Source organism: Micromonospora sp. S4605 (assembly GCF_003176715.1).
In the GTDB taxonomy this organism is placed as follows: Bacteria; Actinomycetota; Actinomycetes; order Mycobacteriales; family Micromonosporaceae; genus Micromonospora; species Micromonospora echinaurantiaca.
In genome coordinates, this window is record NZ_QGSW01000041.1 from 1 (window position 1) to 17,591 (window position 17,591).

A 17,591-nucleotide genomic window follows, 5' to 3' on the forward strand; every position below is an offset into this window, starting at 1 on the left:
GTCTGGGGTCAGGGTCGGGTGGCGCCGGGATCAGGGGGATCGGGTAGGGCTCACCCTACCCAGGATCCGGGGGTTGTCAGGGTTACTCAGCGCGACCGTTCTCCGGAGACTCAGAGGTGGGGTCGTTCCGCTCGGCGCGGCCTGAGACCGAGGGACGGGAGCGGGAGACGATGCTCGGAGCGGTGGCGGATCCGCCGGTACGGCGGGGCAGTGACTACGCGGAGTTGTCCCGACGGATCAGCCGGGCGGGGCTGCTGGACCGGCGACCGGGGTGGTACGCGGTGCGGATCGTGCTCACCCTGGGCGCGTTCCTGGCCGGCTGGGCCGCGGTGGTGCTGGTGGGGGACAGCTGGGTGCAACTGCTGGTCGCGGTCGGGCTGGCGGTGGCCACCACCCAGGTGGCGTTCCTCGGCCACGACGCCGGCCACCGGCAGATGTTCCGCCGGCGCGGGCCGAGTGAACTGGTCGGCCTGCTCGCCGGCAACCTGGCGGTCGGGCTCAGCTACGGCTGGTGGGTCGACAAGCACAACCGGCACCACGCCAACCCGAACCATGAGGACGAGGACCCGGACGTGGGGGCGGGCGCGTTGGTCTGGACGTACGAGCAGGCCGTCGCTACGCGCGGCTTCGGGCGGTGGCTGGCCCGCCGGCAGGCCTGGCTGTTCTTCCCGATGCTGCTGCTGGAGGGGCTGAACCTGCACGTGGCGAGCGTCCGGGCGGTGGTCGGGCGGGAACCGGACGGCCGGTACCGGACCCCGATGCGGCACCGGGGCGTCGAGGCGCTGCTGCTCGCCGCGCACACCGCCGGCTACCTCGGCGTGCTGCTGCTGGCCATGTCGCCGGCGAAGGCGCTGCTCTTCGTCGCCGTTCACCAGGGACTCTGGGGCCTCTACATGGGCTGCTCGTTCGCGCCGAACCACAAGGGCATGCCGATGCCGACCGCAACGGAGCGGCTCGACTTCCTGCGTAAGCAGGTGCTCACCTCGCGCAACGTCCGGGGCGGCCGGTTCGTCGACCTGGCCCTGGGCGGGCTCAACTATCAGATCGAGCACCACCTGTTCCCGAACATGCCCCGGGCGAACCTGCGCCGGGCCGTGCCGATCGTGCGGGCGTACTGCGCCGAGCGGGGCATCCCGTACGCGGAGACCGGGCTGGTCGAGTCGTACCGGCAGGCGCTCGCCCACCTGCATGAGGTGGGTCGGCCGCTGCGCGGCTGAGCCGCCGACGGGGGCGGCACCGACCGGTGCCGCCCCCGTCCGCGCTGGTCGGATCAGGCGCCGAACGCCTTGACCAGCTCCTCCGGGGCCTCCTGGGTCTCGCTCGCCGCCGGCTTGCGGACGCTGACCGGGGTGCCGAAGTCCGAGTAGGTGGTGGTCATCGTGCCCAGCGACTCGTGCAGCACGCTGACGTCGATGGCGATCTCGGTGAGCCGGCCCTGGTCGTCCACCTTGGCGGTGAACGGGACGGCCTTGGCCTTCTCGCCCAGCGCCGCGATGTCCTTGTCCTTGGCCATGGTGCGGGTGTAGTCGAGGGTGCCGGCGTAGTTGCCCTCGCTGGTCTCCTTGACCTCGGCGACCGCGTCGATGAGCTTCCTGGCGCCGCCCGGGTCGCCCTCCGGCAACAGGTTGAGCTGGCCGCTCTCGCCGAGCTTGGTGGCGTCCATGTGCAGCCACTTCTTCGGCAACCCGGCCATGCCGGTGACCTTCAGGTAGGCGTCGTCGCCGACGATCACGACCCGGAACTTGCCCGAGGTGCCCATGTTCAGCGTCATGTCGCCGGTCTTGGTGGCCGGGTCGAGGACGCCACCACCGTTCATCACCGACGACTTCAGGTTCATCCGGACGCTCTGCTCGTTCAGCTTCTGCGCGGCGGCGGTCAACTCGCCCAGCGCGTCGGCCGGGGCGCTGCTCGCCGGCGCCGCGGTGCCGCTGTTGCCGGCCGGGGTGTCCTCGCCCGTCTTGCTGCCGCAGCCGGTCAGTGCGAGACCGAGCGCGGCGACGAGCGCGACCCCCGTGGTCGCCAGCCGTCGAGTGTTCATGCTGGATGTCTCCTCGTGAAGGTTGGGCCGGGGCGACGACGACGGTCGATCCCCCGGCCGGGCCGTTGGCCAGCCTAACCCGGGCCGTGCACAGCCCGACGTCGATACCCCGCCCCGTCCCGCGCGTCGCCGGGATCACCCACCGCGGCCGTCGGGGGCTGCCCCGGTGGCCGGGCCGGCCGCGCGGGGGTCGGCCACACCCCGCCCTGCTGGTCGGCGTCGTCCCGATCTGCCCCGGTAGGGTCACCCCATGGCAGACGTGCTCACCGCGGAGGCGGTGCGAGACGAGCTGGGTGCGCTGGCGGACTGGTCGGGAGACCCCGCCGGGATCACCCGCACCGTGGAGCTGGCCAGCTTCCCGGACGCCATCACGGTGGTGGACCGGGTCGCGGCGACGGCCGAGGAACTCGACCACCATCCCGACATCGACATCCGCTGGCGGACCCTCACCTTCCGCTGCGTCACGCATTCGGCCGGCGGGGTGACCCGGCGTGACCTGGAGCTCGCCCGGCGGATCGACGAGATCGTGCGGAGCGCCCGATGAGATTTGAGATCAGCAAGGTGCTGGACGCCATCGAGGGCCGGGTCTGCACCGACCCGTCGCTGGCCCGCGCGGTCGTCGACCTGGCCGAGGTGATCCGCTACCAGGACCTCGACGGCGGCCGGCCGGCCAGCCTGCTGCGCCTCGGCATGGTCATCGACGCGCTCGCCCGGCAACTGGAGGAGGACAGCGTCCCGGTCTACGCGATCGTGCACCGGGCGCTGCTCTCCGACGCGGACCTGACCTCCAACGAGCGGATGGTGGTCCGCCGCTGGGCCGACGACGGGCTGGTCGAGGTGCTGGACAATCCGGGCGACCGGATGTTCGAGGTGGCCGACCTGCTCGGCCTGCCGGTGCTCAGTCGGGCCCGCGCCGACGGCCTGCGCGGCCGGTACCCGTGGCTGGTCGAGCAGCCGGGTCGGGTGCTCGCCCCGGTGCCCGGCCCCGGCGGGCCGGTCTTCGTGGCCCACGTCGGCAAGGGGGACACCCCGGTGGCCGGGGAGCCCTCGCCGGTCGGCGGCAAGCTGCTCGCCCGCCAGTGGCGCTGCCCGGAGCCGGGCTGCGCGCTCTTCGGCGGCGGTGGGGGCGGGGGCGCCTTCGCCGACCTGGCCCGGGTGGACCGCAGCCCGGCCGGCCAGCCGCCACCGTCGCTGCGCGGCGGGGCGCCCACCTGCCCCCGGCACGGCACCCGGCTCGGCGACGCCGGCCCGCGGCCGCGTACCGAGGTGTTGGCGGTTCGCATCGGCGGGCTGATCCGGCGGCGCTTCGTGCTCAGCGAGGAACAGCCGGTGGTGGTCGGCCGGGCGCCGGAGCAGACCGGCGGGATCACCCTCGGCCAGTGGCTCAACGACGAGGCCCGGCGCTGGATCAGCCGCAACCATGTGCGGTTCGAGTTGCGGGTCGGCGAGGTGATCGTCACCGACGTGAGCACCAACGGCTCCGGCATCCGGCCGGGCGGCTCGATGGCGGAGCCGGACCGGATCGCGCTCAAGCCCCAGCAGTCCCGGGTCCTCGACGCCGGCGACATGGTCGAGCTCTACCCGGGGGTGCAGGTCGGCCGGCCCGGCGAGCTGCCCGCCGGCGCCCCGTACACCCCCACCTCGGTGATGGCCGAGGCGCCGACCATGGCGATGCGCCTGCCGCGCCCCTGACCGCCGGGCCCCGCGCCGGATGGTCGCGGGGTCGCCGTGACGACGGCGGGCGCCGGGACCGTGGTCCCGACGCCCGCCGCTGTCGTACGCGAACTCAGCCGGCCAGGACGGCGGCGAGCTGGGCAACCGCGTGGTCGATCTCCTCCTCGGTGACCACCAGCGGCGGGGCGAGCCGGATGGTGGACCCGTGGGTGTCCTTGGCGAGCACGCCGCGCTCGGCCAGCCGCTCGCACGCCTCGCGGCCGGTCATCAGCGCCGGGTCGATGTCCAGCCCGGCCCACAGGCCCCGGCCGCGGACGGCGACCAGGCCCTTGCCGATCAGCCCGCGCAGGCCGGCGTGCAGCCGCTCGCCCAGTTCCGCCGAGCGGAGCTGGAACTCGCCGGTGGCCAGCAGCCGGACCACCTCGGTGGCCACCGCGCAGGCCAGCGGGTTGCCGCCGAAGGTGGAGCCGTGCTGACCCGGCTTGAGCACGCCGAGCACATCGGCGTCCGCGGCGACCGCGGAGACCGGCACGATGCCGCCGCCGAGCGCCTTGCCGAGCAGGTACATGTCCGGCGTGACGCCCTCGTGGTCGCAGGCGAACGTGGCGCCGGTCCGGCCCAGGCCGGACTGGATCTCGTCGGCGATGAAGAGCACGTTGCGCTCGGTGCAGACCCGGCGGACGCCCGGCAGGTAGCCTTCCGGCGGCACCACGACGCCCTGCTCGCCCTGGATCGGCTCGAGCAGCACGGCCACGGTGTTCTCGTCGATCGCCGCGGTCAGTGCGGCCAGGTCGCCGTACGGCACCACGGTGAAGCCCGGGGTGTACGGCCCGAAGTCGGCGCGGGCGTCGGAGTCGGTGGAGAAGCTCACGATGGTGGTCGTCCGACCGTGGAAGTTGCCCTCGGCGACCACGATGTTGGCCTGCCCGGCCGGTACGCCCTTGACCTGGTAGCCCCATTTGCGGGCGACCTTGATGCCGGTCTCGACCGCCTCGGCGCCGGTGTTCATCGGCAGCACCAGGTCCTTGCCGCAGAGCTCGGCCAGCTCGCGGCAGAAGTCGGCGAACTGGTCGTGGATGAACGCCCGGCTGGTCAGGGTGAGCCGGTCGAGCTGGGTGTGCGCCGCCTCGATCAGCTTGGGGTGCCGGTGGCCGAAGTTCAGCGCCGAGTAGCCGGCCAGGAAGTCGAGGTAGCGACGGCCGTCCACGTCGGTCAGCCAGGCGCCCTCGGCCGAGGAGATCACCACCGGCAGCGGGTGGTAGTTGTGCGCGGTCCAGCGTTCCGCGTCCCGGACCGCTCCCGGCGTCCGCAGCATGTCGTCGACGATCACTTGCTTGCCTTTCCCTGACGGAGTCGCAACGTGCAGCACTTCGGTCCACCGCCGGCCTTGCGCAGCTCGGACAGGTCGACACCGATGGTCTCGTAGCCCCGGTCGCGCAGCTTTGCGGCCAGGTCGGTTGCCTGGGCGGGCAGCACCACGTGCCGCCCGTCGCTGACCGCGTTGAGCCCCAGCACCTCGGCGTCGGCCATGGTGGCGTGCACCGCGTCCGGGAAGAGCCGGCGCAGCGCGGCCTGGCTGCCGGGCGAGAACGCCTCCGGCAGGTACGCCACGGTCCGCTCGTCGAGCACGGTCAGCGCGGTGTCCAGGTGGTAGAAGCGCGGGTCGACCAGCTGCATGGTGATCACCGGGTAGCCGAAGACCTCCTGCAACTGGGCGTGCGAGGCGTGCGCGGTGCGGAACCCGGTGCCGGCCAGCAGCACGTCGCCGGCGAGGAGGATGTCGCCCTCGCCCTCGTTGACGTGCTTCGGGTCGTACAGCTCGAAGCCGGCGGCCTCGAACCAGGCGCGGTAGGCGGGGGCCTCGTCGGCGCGCTGCGGGTCGCGGAACTGCACGGCCATCGCCTTGCCGTCGATCACCGTGCCGCCGTTGGCGGCGAAGACCATGTCGGGCAGGCCGGGCACCGGAGCGATCTCCTCGACGGTGTGGCCCAGGTCGCGGTAGACCTGCCGCAGCTGTTCCCACTGCCGGACCGCCAGGTCGGCGTCGACCGGCGCGGTCGGGTCCATCCACGGGTTGATCGCGTAGTCCACGGCGAAGTACGTCGGCCGGCACATCAGAAAGCGCTGGCTGGTGGCGTCCATCGTCATTGTCCTGCTCCCAGGGGTCGGGCGCGCCCGGCCACCTTCGGCCCACGGGCTGGCGCCGTTGCTCAACGTTATGCGGCCCGGCCCGGAAGGATCCACCGGTGATGGTTGCGTAACCCGACCGATCGTTGCGTCTGAGGGCAGCCTCACGCCGATTCGTTGCGCGTCGGTCCGCGCCGACGGTCGCGGCCGGCTGGCCGGGCCGGCCGAGCCCCGAGCGTCCCCTGGGCCGTCGCCCCCTCAGCGCGTCGGTTCGATCACCACCACCGGGATGTCCCGGTCGGTCGACTCCCGGTACCGCTCGTAGGCGGGGACGACGGCGACGAACCGTCGCCACAGCCGGTGCTTCTCGGGGCCGGCGACGGTCCGGGCGATCCCGGCGAAGGTGTCGGTGCCGACCTGCACGGTCACCCGCGGGTCGGCCACCAGGTTCAGGTACCAGGCCGGATTCCGGTCCCGCCCGGCGTTGGACCCGGTGACCACGTAGCGGTCGCCGTCGCGGACGTAGACGAGGGCGGTGCGGCGGAGCAGTCCCGACCGGCGTCCCGTGGTGGTGAGCAGCAGGTCGTCCATGCCGGGCCGGGCGTTGCCACCGGTCGCGAGGTACCGGCGGATGTGGTCGGCCACCCAGGCGTCCGGGCTGTCGTGGATCTCGTCGCCCATCAGGCCCGCTCCACCCCGAGGTGGACGCCGTGGTGCCGGGGCGCGTCGATCTCGTCGAGCAGGGCCACCGCCAGGTCGGCGTAGGAGATCCGGCTGCCGGCGTCGGCCGGGGCGCTCCGGTAGCTGCCGGTCCGGCCCGCGGCGTGGTCGAAGTCACCGGCCGGGCTGAGCACCAGCCAGTCCAGCACCGCGCCGGCCTGGCGCAGCACCTCCACCCCGGCCGCGTGGCCCAGGTAGAACGCGCGGTACTCCTGCGGGTAGCCGGCGGTGTCCATCAGCGGGGTCCCGGACGCGGTGGGCAGCACGGACGCGAGCCCCACCACCAGCAGGCGAGGCGTCCCCGCCCGAGCCAGCCCGGCAAGCAGCGCCCGGGCGGCGTCGGGGAAGAAGGCGCCGGGCGGCGCGGTCAGGTCGGCGGCCGCGTGGATGGCGGCCGCATGCCCGGCGGCGAGCGCGGCGACCTGCTCCGGGTCGGTCACGTCACCGGCGGTGACCCGCAGCCCGTCGGCGAGCAGGTCCGGGTGCCGGCCCGGGTCCCGTACCACGGCGGTCACCTCGTGGCCCCGGTCGACAGCTTCCCGTACCGCGGCCCGACCGGCCCGGCCACCGGCGCCGAAGACGACGATCCTGCTCATCGAACCCACCTCACGTCCCGGGCCGGCCCGGCGCCGGCCACCGCGACGCACGCTAACCACGCGGGCGGTTACCACCGGGATACCGACTACCCTCGGCCCATGCGCGCGCCGCTCGATCCGGATATGTTCGACCCGGTGTGCCCGTCGGACCTCTCCCCGATCCGGGTCGGAGACAAGTGGGCGGGGATGATCATCCGCTGTCTGGAGCAGGGTCCCCGCCGGTTCTCGGAACTCCGCGTGCCGCTGCGCGGGATCACCGCGAAGGTGCTCACCCGGTCGCTCCGCACGCTGGAACGCGACGGCCTGGTGCGGCGCACGGCGCACACCGGGCCGGCCCCGCGGGTCGACTACGAGCTGACTCCCCTCGGCCGCAGCCTGCTCGGACCGATGGACGTGGCCTGCGAGTGGGCCCGTCGGAACTGGGACGACCTGCTCGACGCCCGGGAGGCCGGAGCGGCGCCGGGCCGGGCACGGGACTGACCGGACGACCGCGACCGGGCCCGGACACACTTCGGGGGCGGCGATCCGCCGCCCCCGAAAGAGGTCGCCCGGCTGGTGAACCACCAGGCTGATCGGGCTCGCCACCGGTGAACCACCGGTGCGTCGGCCGGCGCACCGCCGGCGAGCCGGACAGTGCCCGTTAGAAGCGGTCGACAAACTGTGAGTCAAGCCACTCGCGGAACCGCTGCACCCAGTCCCCGTCGGTGGTCGGCCAGTCGAACTGGCCGGTCATCGCCAGCACGCCGAGGACCACCGCGCCGAGCCCGAAGACGACGCCGAAGAGCGCGTCGGTCTTGCCGGCGATGTGCCGCCGGCGGGTGGCGACCAGGCCGAGCACGGCGAGCACCGCGCCGACCGCGCCGAGCCCGATGCCGTACCCGGTGAGGGTGCCGGTGAGCACGAAGAGCACCCCGGCCACCCCGACGATCAGGCCCAGCGTGGCGAGCAGGCTGGCTCGCGGCTTCGGGCCGGCGACCACCGGCCGCTCCGCCCGGTCGGGCACCCCGTCGCCGTCCCGGTCGACCCCGGTGGGCCGCACCGCCGTGCCGTCCCGATCCCGGTCGACGGTGCGCTCCAGGGTCGGGTCGGCCGAGGGGCGGGTGTCCTCGTCCGTCGGCCGGCCGGTGGCGGCCCGGGCGACGGCGGCCCGCTCGGTGGCCCGGCGTTCCGCGTCCGGGTCCCGGTCGTCGACCGTCGCGGTGGCGGCGCCGCTGCGGTAGGTCGTCGCCTCGTCCCGGTCGCTCACCGCGGAGCGGTTCGATCCGCGGCCGTCGAGCCGGCCCGCGCCGGAGTTCGTCGGCCGGTCCCGACCGGCAGCGGCCGTGGTATCCCGCTCGTCCAGGTTCTCGTCCCGCTCCGGCGCCGGTTCCGACCGGCGCGACAGCGAAGGAATCTTGACCACAACACACCTCCTGATGAATGCGTGGTGGCCGATGGAACGGACGGCATCCACGCGATATCCACCCGGAATACCCAGCTGGCCGTTTTCTGACACCGAGGCGCTGGTCAGGGGGTTCACCACCCGGGCGGGCCGGTCCGGTCGCGGCCGGGGCTAGGGTTGGTGGTCGTGCCAGAGGGACACACCAGCCCTGGGGCAGGGGCCGGCGGGGCGGTGGCTATCTCGGCCTCTACCTGCGCCTACGCCCACGCTGGTTGACCGGCGACCCTGCCCGGTACAACCCCGGTACAGCCGCGTCAGCCGTGGGCACGCTGCACCAGCCGCCGCAGCAGGTGCGCCGTGACGGTGGCCTGCCGGGTGCTCAGCGCCAGCAGGGCCAGCGGCTCCGGGTTCTTGGCGGGGTCCTCGTCGAAGCCCTCCACGCACAGCACGACTCGCGCGGGCTGTGGGCGGTCGGCCTGGTGCAAGGCGATCCGTAGGTACATCGCCTCGCGGTCCTCCGGCCGCAGCAGCACCGGCCGCGAGCAGTGTGTCCCGGCGGGCCGATCCGGGGTCACGGTGCATTCCTGGCGGTCACACCACTGAGGATGCGCAGGTACGTTGTTCATGGGCCGGGGCTCCTTCCCGGTCAAGGCCCCGTCCGGTGTCGCTAGCACCGCGTGCGGGGCCGACTACTTACCGTGACCGCACGTTAGTCGCGCCGGCCGACGGCGAGCAAGGAAAGGCGAGCCTGTCGCCCCGTAGTCATAGACTCTGGTTTGGTCACCTTGAGCGAGAGGTACGGCGTGGCGACGGAGAACTCCGCCAGCAGGCTAATGGCAGTCCTGGAACAGGTGAGGGCCATGCGCCCCTCAAGGCAAGGCATCGACGGCTGGATGGAGATCTTCGGTGCCTCTGATCGCATCGACGTACTCCGAGGGGCAGCCGAGCTCGCGGACCTGGTTGATCAGTTCGAAGCTGATGTTCGGGCTCTGCCCGAGGACGAGGATCCGGAGCACCTTCTTGCGTTCCTGCCCAAGATCCGCAATATGATCGGCCCGCTCTTCCACGTCTCCAACACAAACATGCAGCACTTCTCGCAACATCTGACCGAGGAGGTCATGTACAGCGTTGCGGGCTGCTCTCGGGCGCTACGCCGCAACGGCCGGGTGGAACTTTCAATCTCTCCGGGCTCGGCCAAGCAACTGGTCGATGAGGTGAGGGCCGTGATCGAAGGCGTCATCGAGAGCGATCTTCCGGATGCCCTCAAGGACCTCATGGTGGACCGGCTGCGGGACGTTGAACGCGCCCTGCTGACCGTCCGCATTGGCGGGTATGCCAGCGTCGAGAAAGCCATGGATGCCCTGACGTTTGGTGCGGTGCGGGCAACCAAGGCGGGCACCGAGGAGCGCGAGAAAGTCGGCGGATGGCTCAGCCGATTGTGGGGAAAGCTGAGCGAGCATGCCCAGGGGGCGGAGGCTATCGCCGCAACAGCCGCAAGCACGGCAGAGGTGGTCAAGGCGATCAGCGGAGGCTGAGGACGGCGAACCTGTCGGAGCCTCTAGCTACTGTGTCGCTCATGGTCAATCCCACGTGGGAGGAGCGGGACCTGCTGGTCCTGCGGGCGGCTGTGGAGTACTGCGAGGACAACAACGACTACGCGGAGGTTCACCACCTCAGGGGTCGCCTCGACTTGAGCGAGCGGGATATCCGCAAGGCCCTGAATGCCCTCTGCGCGGAGACGCCGAAGCTCTTCCAGAACTACTGGCACGCGCCCGGTACTGGCGTGATTCGGGTGGAGCGGCCGACGGGCGAGGCCCGACGACGCCTCGGCCTGTGGCCCACGCCGGAGACGCTGGCGGACCGACTGGTGCAGGCAATGACACAAGCGGCCGAGCAGGAGCCGGACGAGGAGAAGCGCGGCCGGCTCAAGACCGCCGCGTCATGGTTCGGCAATGCCGGGCGTGACGTGTTGGTGGACGTGACTGCCGCCGTCATCAACCGGCAGATGGGCGGGGCGTAGGCAGCGCTCGGGGCCGCCCACCGGCAGGTAGACGGCCCCGATACCTCCGGTTCGCGCGCTAGCTAACCACCTCTGGCGCGGACGGCGCGGGGGCGGCGGAGGCGTCCTGGGGACGGGCCGCCTGCGCCTGGAGCTCCGCCACCTGCGCCCGCAGGAGGGCGTTCTCTACGACGAGTTCCGCGTAGTCAGCGCCGACCTTCTGCTTTACGTTGGCCAGCAGGTCATTGATTTTGACGTTCATCAGTTCTCCTTGATCCGATACTGCTGCGCGGGGTCCGTGGCCTTGGTGTCCAGCACTTCGATCGCGGTACCGGGCGGCACGTCCAGCGGCATGCATTCGACCGGTTCAACAACTGCCGGGGCCTGAGGGGTCGAGGCCGGCGAGGCCGGTATGGCTGTCTTGTCGGGTCGCATTCGCCTCTCCTCCTAGTTCACGTTGTAGAAGCCGGCGGGCAACGACACGACATTGGTGCCGTCCACCCAAATTCGGAAGATGCTGCCGGGTCCAGACCAGGAGAACCAGATCTCGTTATCGAACTTGCCGCTGTTGAGCACGCCGGCACGCCGGCCGGTGCCGCCGCTTTCGATCCAGGGGCCACCGAACATGATCCCGTTCAGTTCGAGGTCATCAGCGATCTTGACCCCGGAATCACTGACCCTCAGCCGAACCGTGTTACTGGTGAGAACTTGAACATGAGTGTCTTCCAGGGCGATCCAAGGATCATCAGCCAGCCGATCACCCCTGATGTGAACACCGACGTCGTCCACGTAGATAAAGTTGGCGGTCTGGTCGGTAGCGTTCGGCGGTTCGCCGTAGTGCATGGAGATGTAGTCAGTCGCTACATACATGTACCCCCGAGCCGGGGTGTAGTCCGCCCCCTCAATGCGAAGGAACCCGTAAGGGGCGGTGGCATTGGAGAAGATCCGGGCAGCATTTACCCCGTTGTCTCCGTAAAACCGGATTTCTTCGTGGCGAGCACCACCAGGGTTGATGGCGATTCGTGCACCCGCCGTGTCGGTCTGGTACTCCCCGGAGACCATCACGTTGCCGTCGCTGGCGATGTCCACTGTGAGGATGCCGTCGGTGTTGTACTGCCGCAGCCCCTCACTGGTCATCTCAACACGAGCACCGGATTCGGCCGTCTTGATCTCTCCCGCCAGGAGCCAGGTGGTTGAGATGGTCCCTGCCGTGATCTTGCTGACGGTCAAGCTGTCGATGTACTCATCCTTCAGCCGCCGGGGGGAGCAGGGCGCGGCCTCGCTCGGGTTGGACTTATTGCCGGCCCGGTCCACGGCCACCACGCGAACGAACCCGGGCGTAACGCTGTCGACCTGGAAAGACCCGACCGCCGGGATCCGCCCACTGATGTTTGCGATCGTGGCCGGCAGGATTCCCACCATCGTCGTAGCGTCTGGCGCGAAGTTGGCGGTTGGACCGAAGTGCACTTCCAGGTGATGCAGGTCCTGCTCCAGGTTGAACAGGCCGCCGCTCGCCTTCCCCAGATCGTGCTTGACCAGGAACCCGAGAGGTGCCTCTTCCATCACGCACCCACCCTTCTGACCTGCGGGCCGTAGTAGCCTTCCGGCCGCTGGGCGTGCGGCCACTCCCGAATCAGTTCAGCCGTGGGGGAGGGGCACCCGAGGATGCCCGCCACCCGCGTCGCCACCGCGCTGAACAGGTCACCGTGCGGGCCGCCGTTGACCCCTCCGCCCGATCCGCTACCGCTGAACCCGTACTGGATCTGATGGGCGACCTCGTGCGTCAGCACGTCCCGCACCAGCAGTGGCACGTGAGCGATCCGCCGGGCTACGTACAGCCGGCCCGTCTCCGGGTACCACGCCCCCGCGACAGTGTCGGACCACTCGTCCGCCCACCCGAGATACGCCGGCAGCGGCACCTGCACGCCCGCATCGCGGAGCTTGTCCGCCAGTCCGATCCACTCGGCCATGAGATTGACGACCATCACCAACCCCCGCTCGACCTGTAAACCGGCGGTTCGGGGTCGCCGGCCAGGCGTGCCGCTTCGCGTTCAGCCCGCGCCTGGCGCTCGTAGGGCGTGGGCATGCACGGGTCGTGTTCGCTGGCCCCGGCGGAGAAGCCGGCCGCGCGCCACTTGGCGTCTGCGGCCTGCTGCTGATCCCGCTGCGGCTTGGTCAGCGCCTCGTACCGCTCCGGGTCGCTGGTCTTCAGGTCTTCCAGTTCCTCGGGGGTCACGACCGCACCGTTTCCACTGCGGGAAGGTAGAACGCACGCCCCTCCGAGTCGGTGACGATCAGGTCGGCGTAGGTCTGCGTGCGGCGAGGACCGAAGCCGAGCAGGATCTTCGCCTCGTGCAGGGCGACCACCTCGGCCGGCAGCGCGTCGCCGGCTTGGACATCCCCGCCCTGCGCCTGGATGCGGCCCGCGTCGACCGGGCGGAGCGTGTACTGGACCTTCTGCCCGATCATGCCGGCACCACCCAACGACCCTGCTGCCCGGCCGTGCCCTGCGGCACGTTCTGGACGAAGTGGATACCGGGGCCGCGCAGGCTCACCCGCAGGTCCACCGTGCCGTCGCCGTACTCGTGGACGACCTCGGCCGGCAGGGTGGTGCCGGCGGCCGGGTCGGGGACGCCGGGGAACCGGGTCACCCCGGACGAGGCCCCGCGCATCCGCACGTAGCTCGCCTGCGTGGCGTCGAAGGTGTAGTGGACGACATCGCCAAGTGCCATTGCCTTGCTCCTGTCTCGTAGGACGTGCCCTCATCGGGGCTGTGGAGGCCGCAGGTAGCGGCGCTGTATTGAAGGCTATGGATGAAGAGCCTTGACTCGGCGGTCTTTCTGGGCAGCAAGAAGGCCGCCCACCTGCCGGCAGACGGCCTCGATGCCAACCCTTCGGGTGCTACCCCGCCCTGCGCCTGCGCCGCTCGGCGGCCAGGTCGACCACGGCACCCGCAATCGGCCCTGTGGTCGACGCTGCCGGCTGAACCGGGCTGGGCTCGGCCGTGGCTGCCTGCTGCCTGGCCTCGGCCCGCAGCGCGGCGAAGGCGGCCGACACGTCGCGCCGGGCATGGTCGAGGACGTGCCCGTACACGTCGAGCGTGATGGACGGGCGGCTGTGCCCTAGCCGCTTGCTGACGTACTGCACGTCGCCCTTGGTGACGAGCAGCATGGCGGAGGCGTGATAGTGCCGCAGGTCGTGGAACCGCACGCCCGGCATCCCCAGGGTGCGCATCAGGGGCCGCCAGACCCGCTCGTTGAAGTCGTTCTGCCGGTACGGGGTAGCGCCGACCCCGAAGACGAAGTCATCCGGGTCCATCCCTTCGACGTGGGCGGCGAGGCGGCGGCACAGGTCCGGGCTCAGGTCATCCACCACCCGCACGCCCGCCTTGGACTTCGGCGTGCCCAACGTGAGCTTGCCGCTGATCTCCTGGCTCGTCTCTTCCACGGAGAGCAACCGCCCTGTGGTGTCCAGCCGGCGCACCCGCAGCCCGGCTAGCTCACCGGCCCGGCAGCCGCTCTCCACGGCCAGTTCGACCAGCAGCCGCCAGCGGTCCGGCCGGGGTTCGGGCGCGTCGGGCACGGCGGTCACGATCCACTCCACGTCCGGCGGCTGTAGGACGATGTCCGCCCGGCGGCTGGTGAGCTTCGGCTTGGCAACCTCTCGCGCCGGGTTGGCCCGCAGGTAGCCGGACCGCACCGCGTGGTCCAGCACGCAGCGCAGCACGTGCACCACGTGCCGCACGGTGGATGGCGCATGCGTGGCCATCAGCTCGCCCACCAGGCGGCTCACCTCGGCGTAGCCCAGCCGGCCGACCTGCACCCGGTGCAGCGGCGCGCAGTGCTTCAGGTAGATCACCCGGTAGCTGTGCCGCGTGCTGGGCTTCAGTCCGCGCACGTGCGGGCTGGCGAGCCAGTCCTCCGCCACGTCCGCGAACCGCACCGCCCCGGCGCTCTTGGCCACGTACGTCCCGGCCTGTACGTCGGCCCTGGCGGTGACGCTGGCCCGGCGGGCAGCGTCCTTCGTCTCAAAGCTGCCCACGTGCCGCAACTTGCCCAACGCGTCCTTGACCTGCACCTCGTACTTCACGACCTGGCGGCCGTCCGGGTAGGTGCGGGTCGCCTTGCGGACACCCGGTATCTCAGTGCCCTCCTTGACGACCTTTCCCCGTGCCATGTCATCCCTCCTTTGAACGCGATTGGGCGGCCGAACGCGATTGGCTGGCTTCGAGCGCGGCTGCGGTGGCCAGGTCGATGGCGTGGCTGCGCAGTAGCCGACGGACGGTGCTGTGCCGCCACGGACCACCGCCCACGGTCGGCACAGCGCGCCTAGACAGCTCGGCGGCTGCCCGGCGGTGGCTAAGCCCCTCTACGCCCACCAGATCGGCCACCAGGGCCACTACGTCGGCCGGGTACTGCCGGGGCCGCCCCAGCCGTACGCCGTTGGCCTTGGCAGCGGCCAGAGCCTCACGGGTGCGCTGGGCGATGATCTCCCGCTCCCACTCCGCGATCTGGGCCATCAGACCGGCGACGAGCTTGCCGTTGGGCGTGCCGGTGTCCACGCCTAGGTCGAGCAGGACCACCGACCAGCCCTGCTTCTTGGCGGTGGCCAGCGTGTCCGCGAAGTCCACGACGCTGCGGCTCAGCCGGTCGAGCTTGGCCACCGCGATCCCGGCGTGGGTGCGGGCGGCGAGCAGGGCCAGGGCCTCCCGCAGCGCGGGCCGGTCGAGGGAGGCCGCGGAATAGCCGTCGTCCACCATCCACGTCAGCGACCAGTCGTGCCGGTCGCCGTGGTCCTGTATGCGGGTGCGCTGTGCGTCGAGGCCAAGGCCGCTGTCGGCCTGGCGGTCGGTGCTCACCCGCAGGTAGCCGATCATCTTGGTCATCGGCCCTCCTCAACGCGGCGGTACACGGGCGGGTCCTCTAGCCGCAGCGGGGCGACCTCCCACAGCGGCTCGTCCAGGTCGGCGCGGGCCACCTCGATACGCACCGGCCCGGCCGGGCCGTGGTCGGCGTCGAACCGTGGGCGCAGCAGGTACACCGCCACGCCCTCGGCCGTCTGGTATCGCTTGTGCAGTTCGAGCGCCTCGCCGTCCAGGACCACGGTGCTGCCGGTCGGGTAGTCGGCCAGGTCGTTAGTGCTGACCGTTGGCATCAGGCGTCCTCCCCGTCCTCGGCGCCGAAGACGATCTCGGTCACGTCCTCCGCGTACAGGTCGTCGTGCAGGCCGTCTGTGATCTCGTCCATGAGCGCCAGGGTGCTCAGCGCCCGGCGCACGGTGGCCTTGCTGGTGGCGCACTGCTCCGCCACCTGCCGCACGGTCGCGCCCTGGTCGACGCGCAGCCGGTACCACTCGGCGGTCTCCAAGGCCTCGCCGGCCAGCCACGGCAGCCGGCGGGTGGTGCCGCTGGCCCGCAGGCGGAACAGCTTGACCGTGCCGGCCGCGCACGCGGCGGCGAGCGGGCTCGGGCCGGTGTCGTCCTGCTCCTCCTCCCAGGCGTCGACCGCTGCCGCCATCTCCTCAGCCGTGGGAAGCGGCAGGGACGGGCCTTCCTCCTCCGGGGCCGTCACGTTCAGGTCGACAAACCCGAAGGCCTCAGCGGGCTCGGCGGGTGCCGGGGTGGCCGTGGCCGCAGCCGGGGCCGGTTCGGGCGTCTGCTCGGCAATGGGGTCGGTTTGCGGGTCGGTGTGGGTGGTGGTCGGTTGCATGGCTGGCCCTCCCGGGTAGTTGGTGCTCCCATCGAGCACCCTCGATGACCAGCATGCAGAAGAACGCGAGAAAGGTTCAGCTCTCTCGGTGAGATCCCGCCAGTTTGCGGCGACGGACGCCCGCCCGCCGACAGGTGCGGCAGGAGCGGTGGCCGTTGGCGCGTCGATAGGTGTTCTCCGTCGTGAACTCGTGGCCCTTGGCGCAGTGCGTGCCGAGCCGTGGGCGGGGAGCGGGGACAGGGTCGGATCCGGGCGGGCCGACGTGCCGGTAGCCGAAGCACCCGTGGCACCACACCCGCTCGCCGGGCCGTGGTCGCACCTCCGCGCGGAAGTCGTGCCCGCATACGAGCGGGGTCGTGGTCAGGTGCCGGTAGTGGGCCAACTCTCCTCCTGACTACGCTGCGTGCCCGCCCGCCCGAACGCGAGTCGGTGGCTTCGTGGGCGCGAGCGGTGGGGCGGGCCGGATCCAGTTCAGTTGCCCGCCCCGCACGCAGCGTATGGAGGCCGCTAGCCGGCCGGATCGTCTTCCTCGTGGTCCTCCGGGTCCGCGTAGCGGTCCCGCCGCCAGGCCGGGGCCTCGTCGTCCTCGTCATCCACGATCGTGGTGAAGACCTCTTCCCACTTCTTGGCCTCAACTTCGATCTTGGAGCTAGGTCCGAGGCCGGCTCGGTCGAGGATGGCCGTGGCAGCCCGTACGCGGTCAGACTCCTTCGGGGCGCTCCGGACCACCTCCGCGAGCGCGGTGATGGCGGGGTCGGCCAGGGCGAGCAGGCGGAGCGCGGCTGCCTTGCGGACCTGCGGAGCACTGCCGCCGTGCATGACGCAGACCTTGCCGCCCGGGATCGCGTAGTTGCCGCACAGCTCGTCTCGCCGGTTGTGTGCCGTGCACTTGCCCTCCCGGTCGTCGGCCGCACGGGGTGCGACCTCTCCATGGGGTTCGTCCATCTTCTGGGGCGGCACGGCGGCGAGGCGCGTACGCCTGCGCTTGCGCTCAGTCATCTCGCATCTCCTCAGTAGTCGGCCAGGGTGACGAACCGCATGCCGTGCTCTTGCAAGACTCGGTCGAAGTCCCGGCGGGCCTCCTCGTACTGGCCTCGGTTGACGTACGCCCACGTGCGGCTGAGGCCCATGCCGGTCTTCTCGCGGAACGCCTCCATCTCCTTGATGAGCGCGTACCACTTCACCGGGTCGCACTGCCGCTCCGCTGGCACCTTCTGCTCGATGGGAATGAACCTGTTGCCCCTGCGTTGCGGCGCTGTTGCTCCAGCCATTCGGCCGCCCACCTGCTCTGTTGCGGATGTTGCGCCTTGTTGCGCCATAGCGCCTGAATCTGTCCGCCTCAACTTCT

The 17,591-nt window shown here is 71.2% G+C and carries 26 protein-coding genes; 6 read left to right on the top strand and 20 right to left on the bottom strand.

Annotation, left to right across the window (positions count from 1 at the left end; all coding sequences use genetic code 11):
* Positions 1–170 precede the first annotated feature (170 nt).
* A complete protein-coding gene (locus DLJ47_RS01765) occupies positions 171–1,217 on the top strand; it encodes a fatty acid desaturase family protein (RefSeq protein ID WP_109898385.1) in 1,047 nt (348 codons plus the stop codon).
* 53 nt (positions 1,218–1,270) lie between these two features.
* On the opposite strand, the gene DLJ47_RS01770 is transcribed toward DLJ47_RS01765, so the two are convergent.
* The gene (locus DLJ47_RS01770; protein ID WP_109898356.1) at positions 1,271–2,038 is read right to left on the bottom strand and encodes a hypothetical protein; all 768 of its coding nucleotides are present in this window, start codon (positions 2,036–2,038) and stop codon (positions 1,271–1,273) included.
* A gap of 250 nt (positions 2,039–2,288) precedes the next feature.
* Here DLJ47_RS01770 and DLJ47_RS01775 point away from each other — a divergent pair, with 250 nt between their 5' ends.
* Both DLJ47_RS01775 and DLJ47_RS01780 read left to right on the top strand, forming a co-directional pair.
* A complete protein-coding gene (locus tag DLJ47_RS01775) occupies positions 2,289–2,582 on the top strand; it encodes a 4a-hydroxytetrahydrobiopterin dehydratase (protein ID WP_088992144.1) in 294 nt (97 codons plus the stop codon).
* Positions 2,579–3,730: an FHA domain-containing protein gene (locus DLJ47_RS01780; protein ID WP_088992145.1), complete on the top strand. Its 1,152-nt coding sequence runs from the start codon at positions 2,579–2,581 to the stop codon at positions 3,728–3,730. The genes DLJ47_RS01775 and DLJ47_RS01780 overlap by 4 nt, the downstream gene beginning before the upstream one ends.
* Before the next feature lie 94 nt (positions 3,731–3,824).
* On the opposite strand, the gene rocD is transcribed toward DLJ47_RS01780, so the two are convergent.
* From rocD to DLJ47_RS01800, 4 genes are all read right to left on the bottom strand, one after another.
* Complete coding sequence (gene rocD / locus DLJ47_RS01785) at positions 3,825–5,039, bottom strand: ornithine--oxo-acid transaminase (protein WP_199235650.1); 1,215 nt, start codon at positions 5,037–5,039, stop codon at positions 3,825–3,827.
* A complete protein-coding gene (ddaH, locus tag DLJ47_RS01790; protein WP_199235651.1) occupies positions 5,039–5,854 on the bottom strand; it encodes a dimethylargininase in 816 nt (271 codons plus the stop codon). The genes rocD and ddaH overlap by 1 nt, the downstream gene beginning before the upstream one ends.
* Positions 5,855–6,097: 243 nt before the next feature.
* A complete protein-coding gene (locus tag DLJ47_RS01795; protein ID WP_109898358.1) occupies positions 6,098–6,520 on the bottom strand; it encodes a nitroreductase family deazaflavin-dependent oxidoreductase in 423 nt (140 codons plus the stop codon).
* Positions 6,520–7,155 (bottom strand): NAD(P)-dependent oxidoreductase, encoded by a 636-nt coding sequence (locus DLJ47_RS01800; RefSeq protein WP_109898359.1) that lies wholly within the window; start codon positions 7,153–7,155, stop codon positions 6,520–6,522. Before DLJ47_RS01800 ends, DLJ47_RS01795 begins: the two co-directional genes overlap by 1 nt.
* A 99-nt stretch (positions 7,156–7,254) precedes the next feature.
* Between DLJ47_RS01800 and DLJ47_RS01805 the strand changes: the two genes are divergently transcribed.
* Positions 7,255–7,635, top strand: a complete 381-nt coding sequence (locus DLJ47_RS01805; RefSeq protein WP_109898360.1) for a winged helix-turn-helix transcriptional regulator — start codon at positions 7,255–7,257, stop codon at positions 7,633–7,635.
* Positions 7,636–7,795: 160 nt separating this feature from the next.
* Here DLJ47_RS01805 and DLJ47_RS01810 read toward each other — a convergent pair whose 3' ends face one another.
* Both DLJ47_RS01810 and DLJ47_RS01815 read right to left on the bottom strand, forming a co-directional pair.
* Positions 7,796–8,557 (bottom strand): DMT family transporter, encoded by a 762-nt coding sequence (locus DLJ47_RS01810; protein WP_233257605.1) that lies wholly within the window; start codon positions 8,555–8,557, stop codon positions 7,796–7,798.
* Positions 8,558–8,850: 293 nt separating this feature from the next.
* On the bottom strand, positions 8,851–9,111 hold the full coding sequence (locus DLJ47_RS01815; RefSeq protein WP_146227996.1) for a hypothetical protein: 261 nt from the start codon (positions 9,109–9,111) through the stop codon (positions 8,851–8,853).
* 228 nt (positions 9,112–9,339) lie between these two features.
* On the opposite strand from DLJ47_RS01815, the gene DLJ47_RS01820 reads away from it, so the two are divergent.
* Together DLJ47_RS01820 and DLJ47_RS01825 are read left to right on the top strand one after the other, a co-directional pair.
* Positions 9,340–10,071 carry a hypothetical protein gene (locus DLJ47_RS01820; protein WP_146227997.1) on the top strand — a complete coding sequence of 244 codons (732 nt, stop codon included), beginning with the start codon at positions 9,340–9,342 and terminating at the stop codon, positions 10,069–10,071.
* 41 nt (positions 10,072–10,112) lie between these two features.
* Positions 10,113–10,556, top strand: a complete 444-nt coding sequence (locus DLJ47_RS01825) for a hypothetical protein (protein ID WP_146227998.1) — start codon at positions 10,113–10,115, stop codon at positions 10,554–10,556.
* A gap of 58 nt (positions 10,557–10,614) precedes the next feature.
* Here DLJ47_RS01825 and DLJ47_RS01830 read toward each other — a convergent pair whose 3' ends face one another.
* The 13 genes from DLJ47_RS01830 to DLJ47_RS35305 form a co-directional block, all read right to left on the bottom strand.
* A complete protein-coding gene (locus tag DLJ47_RS01830; protein ID WP_109898364.1) occupies positions 10,615–10,797 on the bottom strand; it encodes a hypothetical protein in 183 nt (60 codons plus the stop codon).
* Positions 10,797–10,970, bottom strand: a complete 174-nt coding sequence (locus DLJ47_RS35585) for a hypothetical protein (RefSeq protein ID WP_158289762.1) — start codon at positions 10,968–10,970, stop codon at positions 10,797–10,799. The genes DLJ47_RS01830 and DLJ47_RS35585 overlap by 1 nt, the downstream gene beginning before the upstream one ends.
* 12 nt (positions 10,971–10,982) lie before the next feature.
* Positions 10,983–12,101, bottom strand: coding sequence for a hypothetical protein (locus DLJ47_RS01835; protein WP_109898365.1), 1,119 nt, complete (start codon positions 12,099–12,101; stop codon positions 10,983–10,985).
* Positions 12,098–12,526 carry a hypothetical protein gene (locus DLJ47_RS01840; RefSeq protein ID WP_146227999.1) on the bottom strand — a complete coding sequence of 143 codons (429 nt, stop codon included), beginning with the start codon at positions 12,524–12,526 and terminating at the stop codon, positions 12,098–12,100. Before DLJ47_RS01840 ends, DLJ47_RS01835 begins: the two co-directional genes overlap by 4 nt.
* Complete coding sequence (locus DLJ47_RS01845) at positions 12,520–12,771, bottom strand: hypothetical protein (RefSeq protein WP_109898367.1); 252 nt, start codon at positions 12,769–12,771, stop codon at positions 12,520–12,522. The genes DLJ47_RS01840 and DLJ47_RS01845 overlap by 7 nt, the downstream gene beginning before the upstream one ends.
* Positions 12,768–13,004: a hypothetical protein gene (locus tag DLJ47_RS01850; protein WP_109898368.1), complete on the bottom strand. Its 237-nt coding sequence runs from the start codon at positions 13,002–13,004 to the stop codon at positions 12,768–12,770. Before DLJ47_RS01850 ends, DLJ47_RS01845 begins: the two co-directional genes overlap by 4 nt.
* Positions 13,001–13,267, bottom strand: a complete 267-nt coding sequence (locus tag DLJ47_RS01855; protein ID WP_109898369.1) for a hypothetical protein — start codon at positions 13,265–13,267, stop codon at positions 13,001–13,003. The genes DLJ47_RS01850 and DLJ47_RS01855 overlap by 4 nt, the downstream gene beginning before the upstream one ends.
* Before the next feature lie 169 nt (positions 13,268–13,436).
* Entirely contained in the window at positions 13,437–14,711 is a 1,275-nt protein-coding gene (locus DLJ47_RS01860) for a tyrosine-type recombinase/integrase (protein ID WP_109898370.1), read from the bottom strand.
* Position 14,712: 1 nt separating this feature from the next.
* Positions 14,713–15,420, bottom strand: coding sequence for a recombinase family protein (locus DLJ47_RS01865; protein WP_109898371.1), 708 nt, complete (start codon positions 15,418–15,420; stop codon positions 14,713–14,715).
* Positions 15,417–15,689, bottom strand: coding sequence for a hypothetical protein (locus tag DLJ47_RS01870; protein WP_109898372.1), 273 nt, complete (start codon positions 15,687–15,689; stop codon positions 15,417–15,419). Before DLJ47_RS01870 ends, DLJ47_RS01865 begins: the two co-directional genes overlap by 4 nt.
* Positions 15,689–16,243, bottom strand: a complete 555-nt coding sequence (locus tag DLJ47_RS01875; protein ID WP_109898373.1) for a hypothetical protein — start codon at positions 16,241–16,243, stop codon at positions 15,689–15,691. Before DLJ47_RS01875 ends, DLJ47_RS01870 begins: the two co-directional genes overlap by 1 nt.
* Positions 16,244–16,750: 507 nt before the next feature.
* On the bottom strand, positions 16,751–17,242 hold the full coding sequence (locus DLJ47_RS01880; RefSeq protein ID WP_146228000.1) for a hypothetical protein: 492 nt from the start codon (positions 17,240–17,242) through the stop codon (positions 16,751–16,753).
* An 11-nt stretch (positions 17,243–17,253) separates the two neighbouring features.
* Positions 17,254–17,514, bottom strand: coding sequence for a hypothetical protein (locus DLJ47_RS35305; protein WP_146228001.1), 261 nt, complete (start codon positions 17,512–17,514; stop codon positions 17,254–17,256).
* Positions 17,515–17,591 lie beyond the last annotated feature (77 nt).

Coding starts and splice junctions, on each gene's coding strand:
- DLJ47_RS01765 (WP_109898385.1), top strand. CDS start 171: ATGCTCGGAGCGGTGGCGGATCCGCCGGTACGGCGGGGCAGTGACTAC.
- DLJ47_RS01770 (WP_109898356.1), bottom strand. CDS start 2,038: ATGAACACTCGACGGCTGGCGACCACGGGGGTCGCGCTCGTCGCCGCG.
- DLJ47_RS01775 (WP_088992144.1), top strand. CDS start 2,289: ATGGCAGACGTGCTCACCGCGGAGGCGGTGCGAGACGAGCTGGGTGCG.
- DLJ47_RS01780 (WP_088992145.1), top strand. CDS start 2,579: ATGAGATTTGAGATCAGCAAGGTGCTGGACGCCATCGAGGGCCGGGTC.
- ddaH (WP_199235651.1), bottom strand. CDS start 5,854: ATGGACGCCACCAGCCAGCGCTTTCTGATGTGCCGGCCGACGTACTTC.
- DLJ47_RS01795 (WP_109898358.1), bottom strand. CDS start 6,520: ATGGGCGACGAGATCCACGACAGCCCGGACGCCTGGGTGGCCGACCAC.
- DLJ47_RS01800 (WP_109898359.1), bottom strand. CDS start 7,155: ATGAGCAGGATCGTCGTCTTCGGCGCCGGTGGCCGGGCCGGTCGGGCC.
- DLJ47_RS01805 (WP_109898360.1), top strand. CDS start 7,255: ATGCGCGCGCCGCTCGATCCGGATATGTTCGACCCGGTGTGCCCGTCG.
- DLJ47_RS01825 (WP_146227998.1), top strand. CDS start 10,113: ATGGTCAATCCCACGTGGGAGGAGCGGGACCTGCTGGTCCTGCGGGCG.
- DLJ47_RS01830 (WP_109898364.1), bottom strand. CDS start 10,797: ATGAACGTCAAAATCAATGACCTGCTGGCCAACGTAAAGCAGAAGGTC.
- DLJ47_RS35585 (WP_158289762.1), bottom strand. CDS start 10,970: ATGCGACCCGACAAGACAGCCATACCGGCCTCGCCGGCCTCGACCCCT.
- DLJ47_RS01850 (WP_109898368.1), bottom strand. CDS start 13,004: ATGATCGGGCAGAAGGTCCAGTACACGCTCCGCCCGGTCGACGCGGGC.
- DLJ47_RS01855 (WP_109898369.1), bottom strand. CDS start 13,267: ATGGCACTTGGCGATGTCGTCCACTACACCTTCGACGCCACGCAGGCG.
- DLJ47_RS01860 (WP_109898370.1), bottom strand. CDS start 14,711: ATGGCACGGGGAAAGGTCGTCAAGGAGGGCACTGAGATACCGGGTGTC.
- DLJ47_RS01865 (WP_109898371.1), bottom strand. CDS start 15,420: ATGACCAAGATGATCGGCTACCTGCGGGTGAGCACCGACCGCCAGGCC.
- DLJ47_RS01870 (WP_109898372.1), bottom strand. CDS start 15,689: ATGCCAACGGTCAGCACTAACGACCTGGCCGACTACCCGACCGGCAGC.
- DLJ47_RS01875 (WP_109898373.1), bottom strand. CDS start 16,243: ATGCAACCGACCACCACCCACACCGACCCGCAAACCGACCCCATTGCC.
- DLJ47_RS01880 (WP_146228000.1), bottom strand. CDS start 17,242: ATGACTGAGCGCAAGCGCAGGCGTACGCGCCTCGCCGCCGTGCCGCCC.
- DLJ47_RS35305 (WP_146228001.1), bottom strand. CDS start 17,514: ATGGCTGGAGCAACAGCGCCGCAACGCAGGGGCAACAGGTTCATTCCC.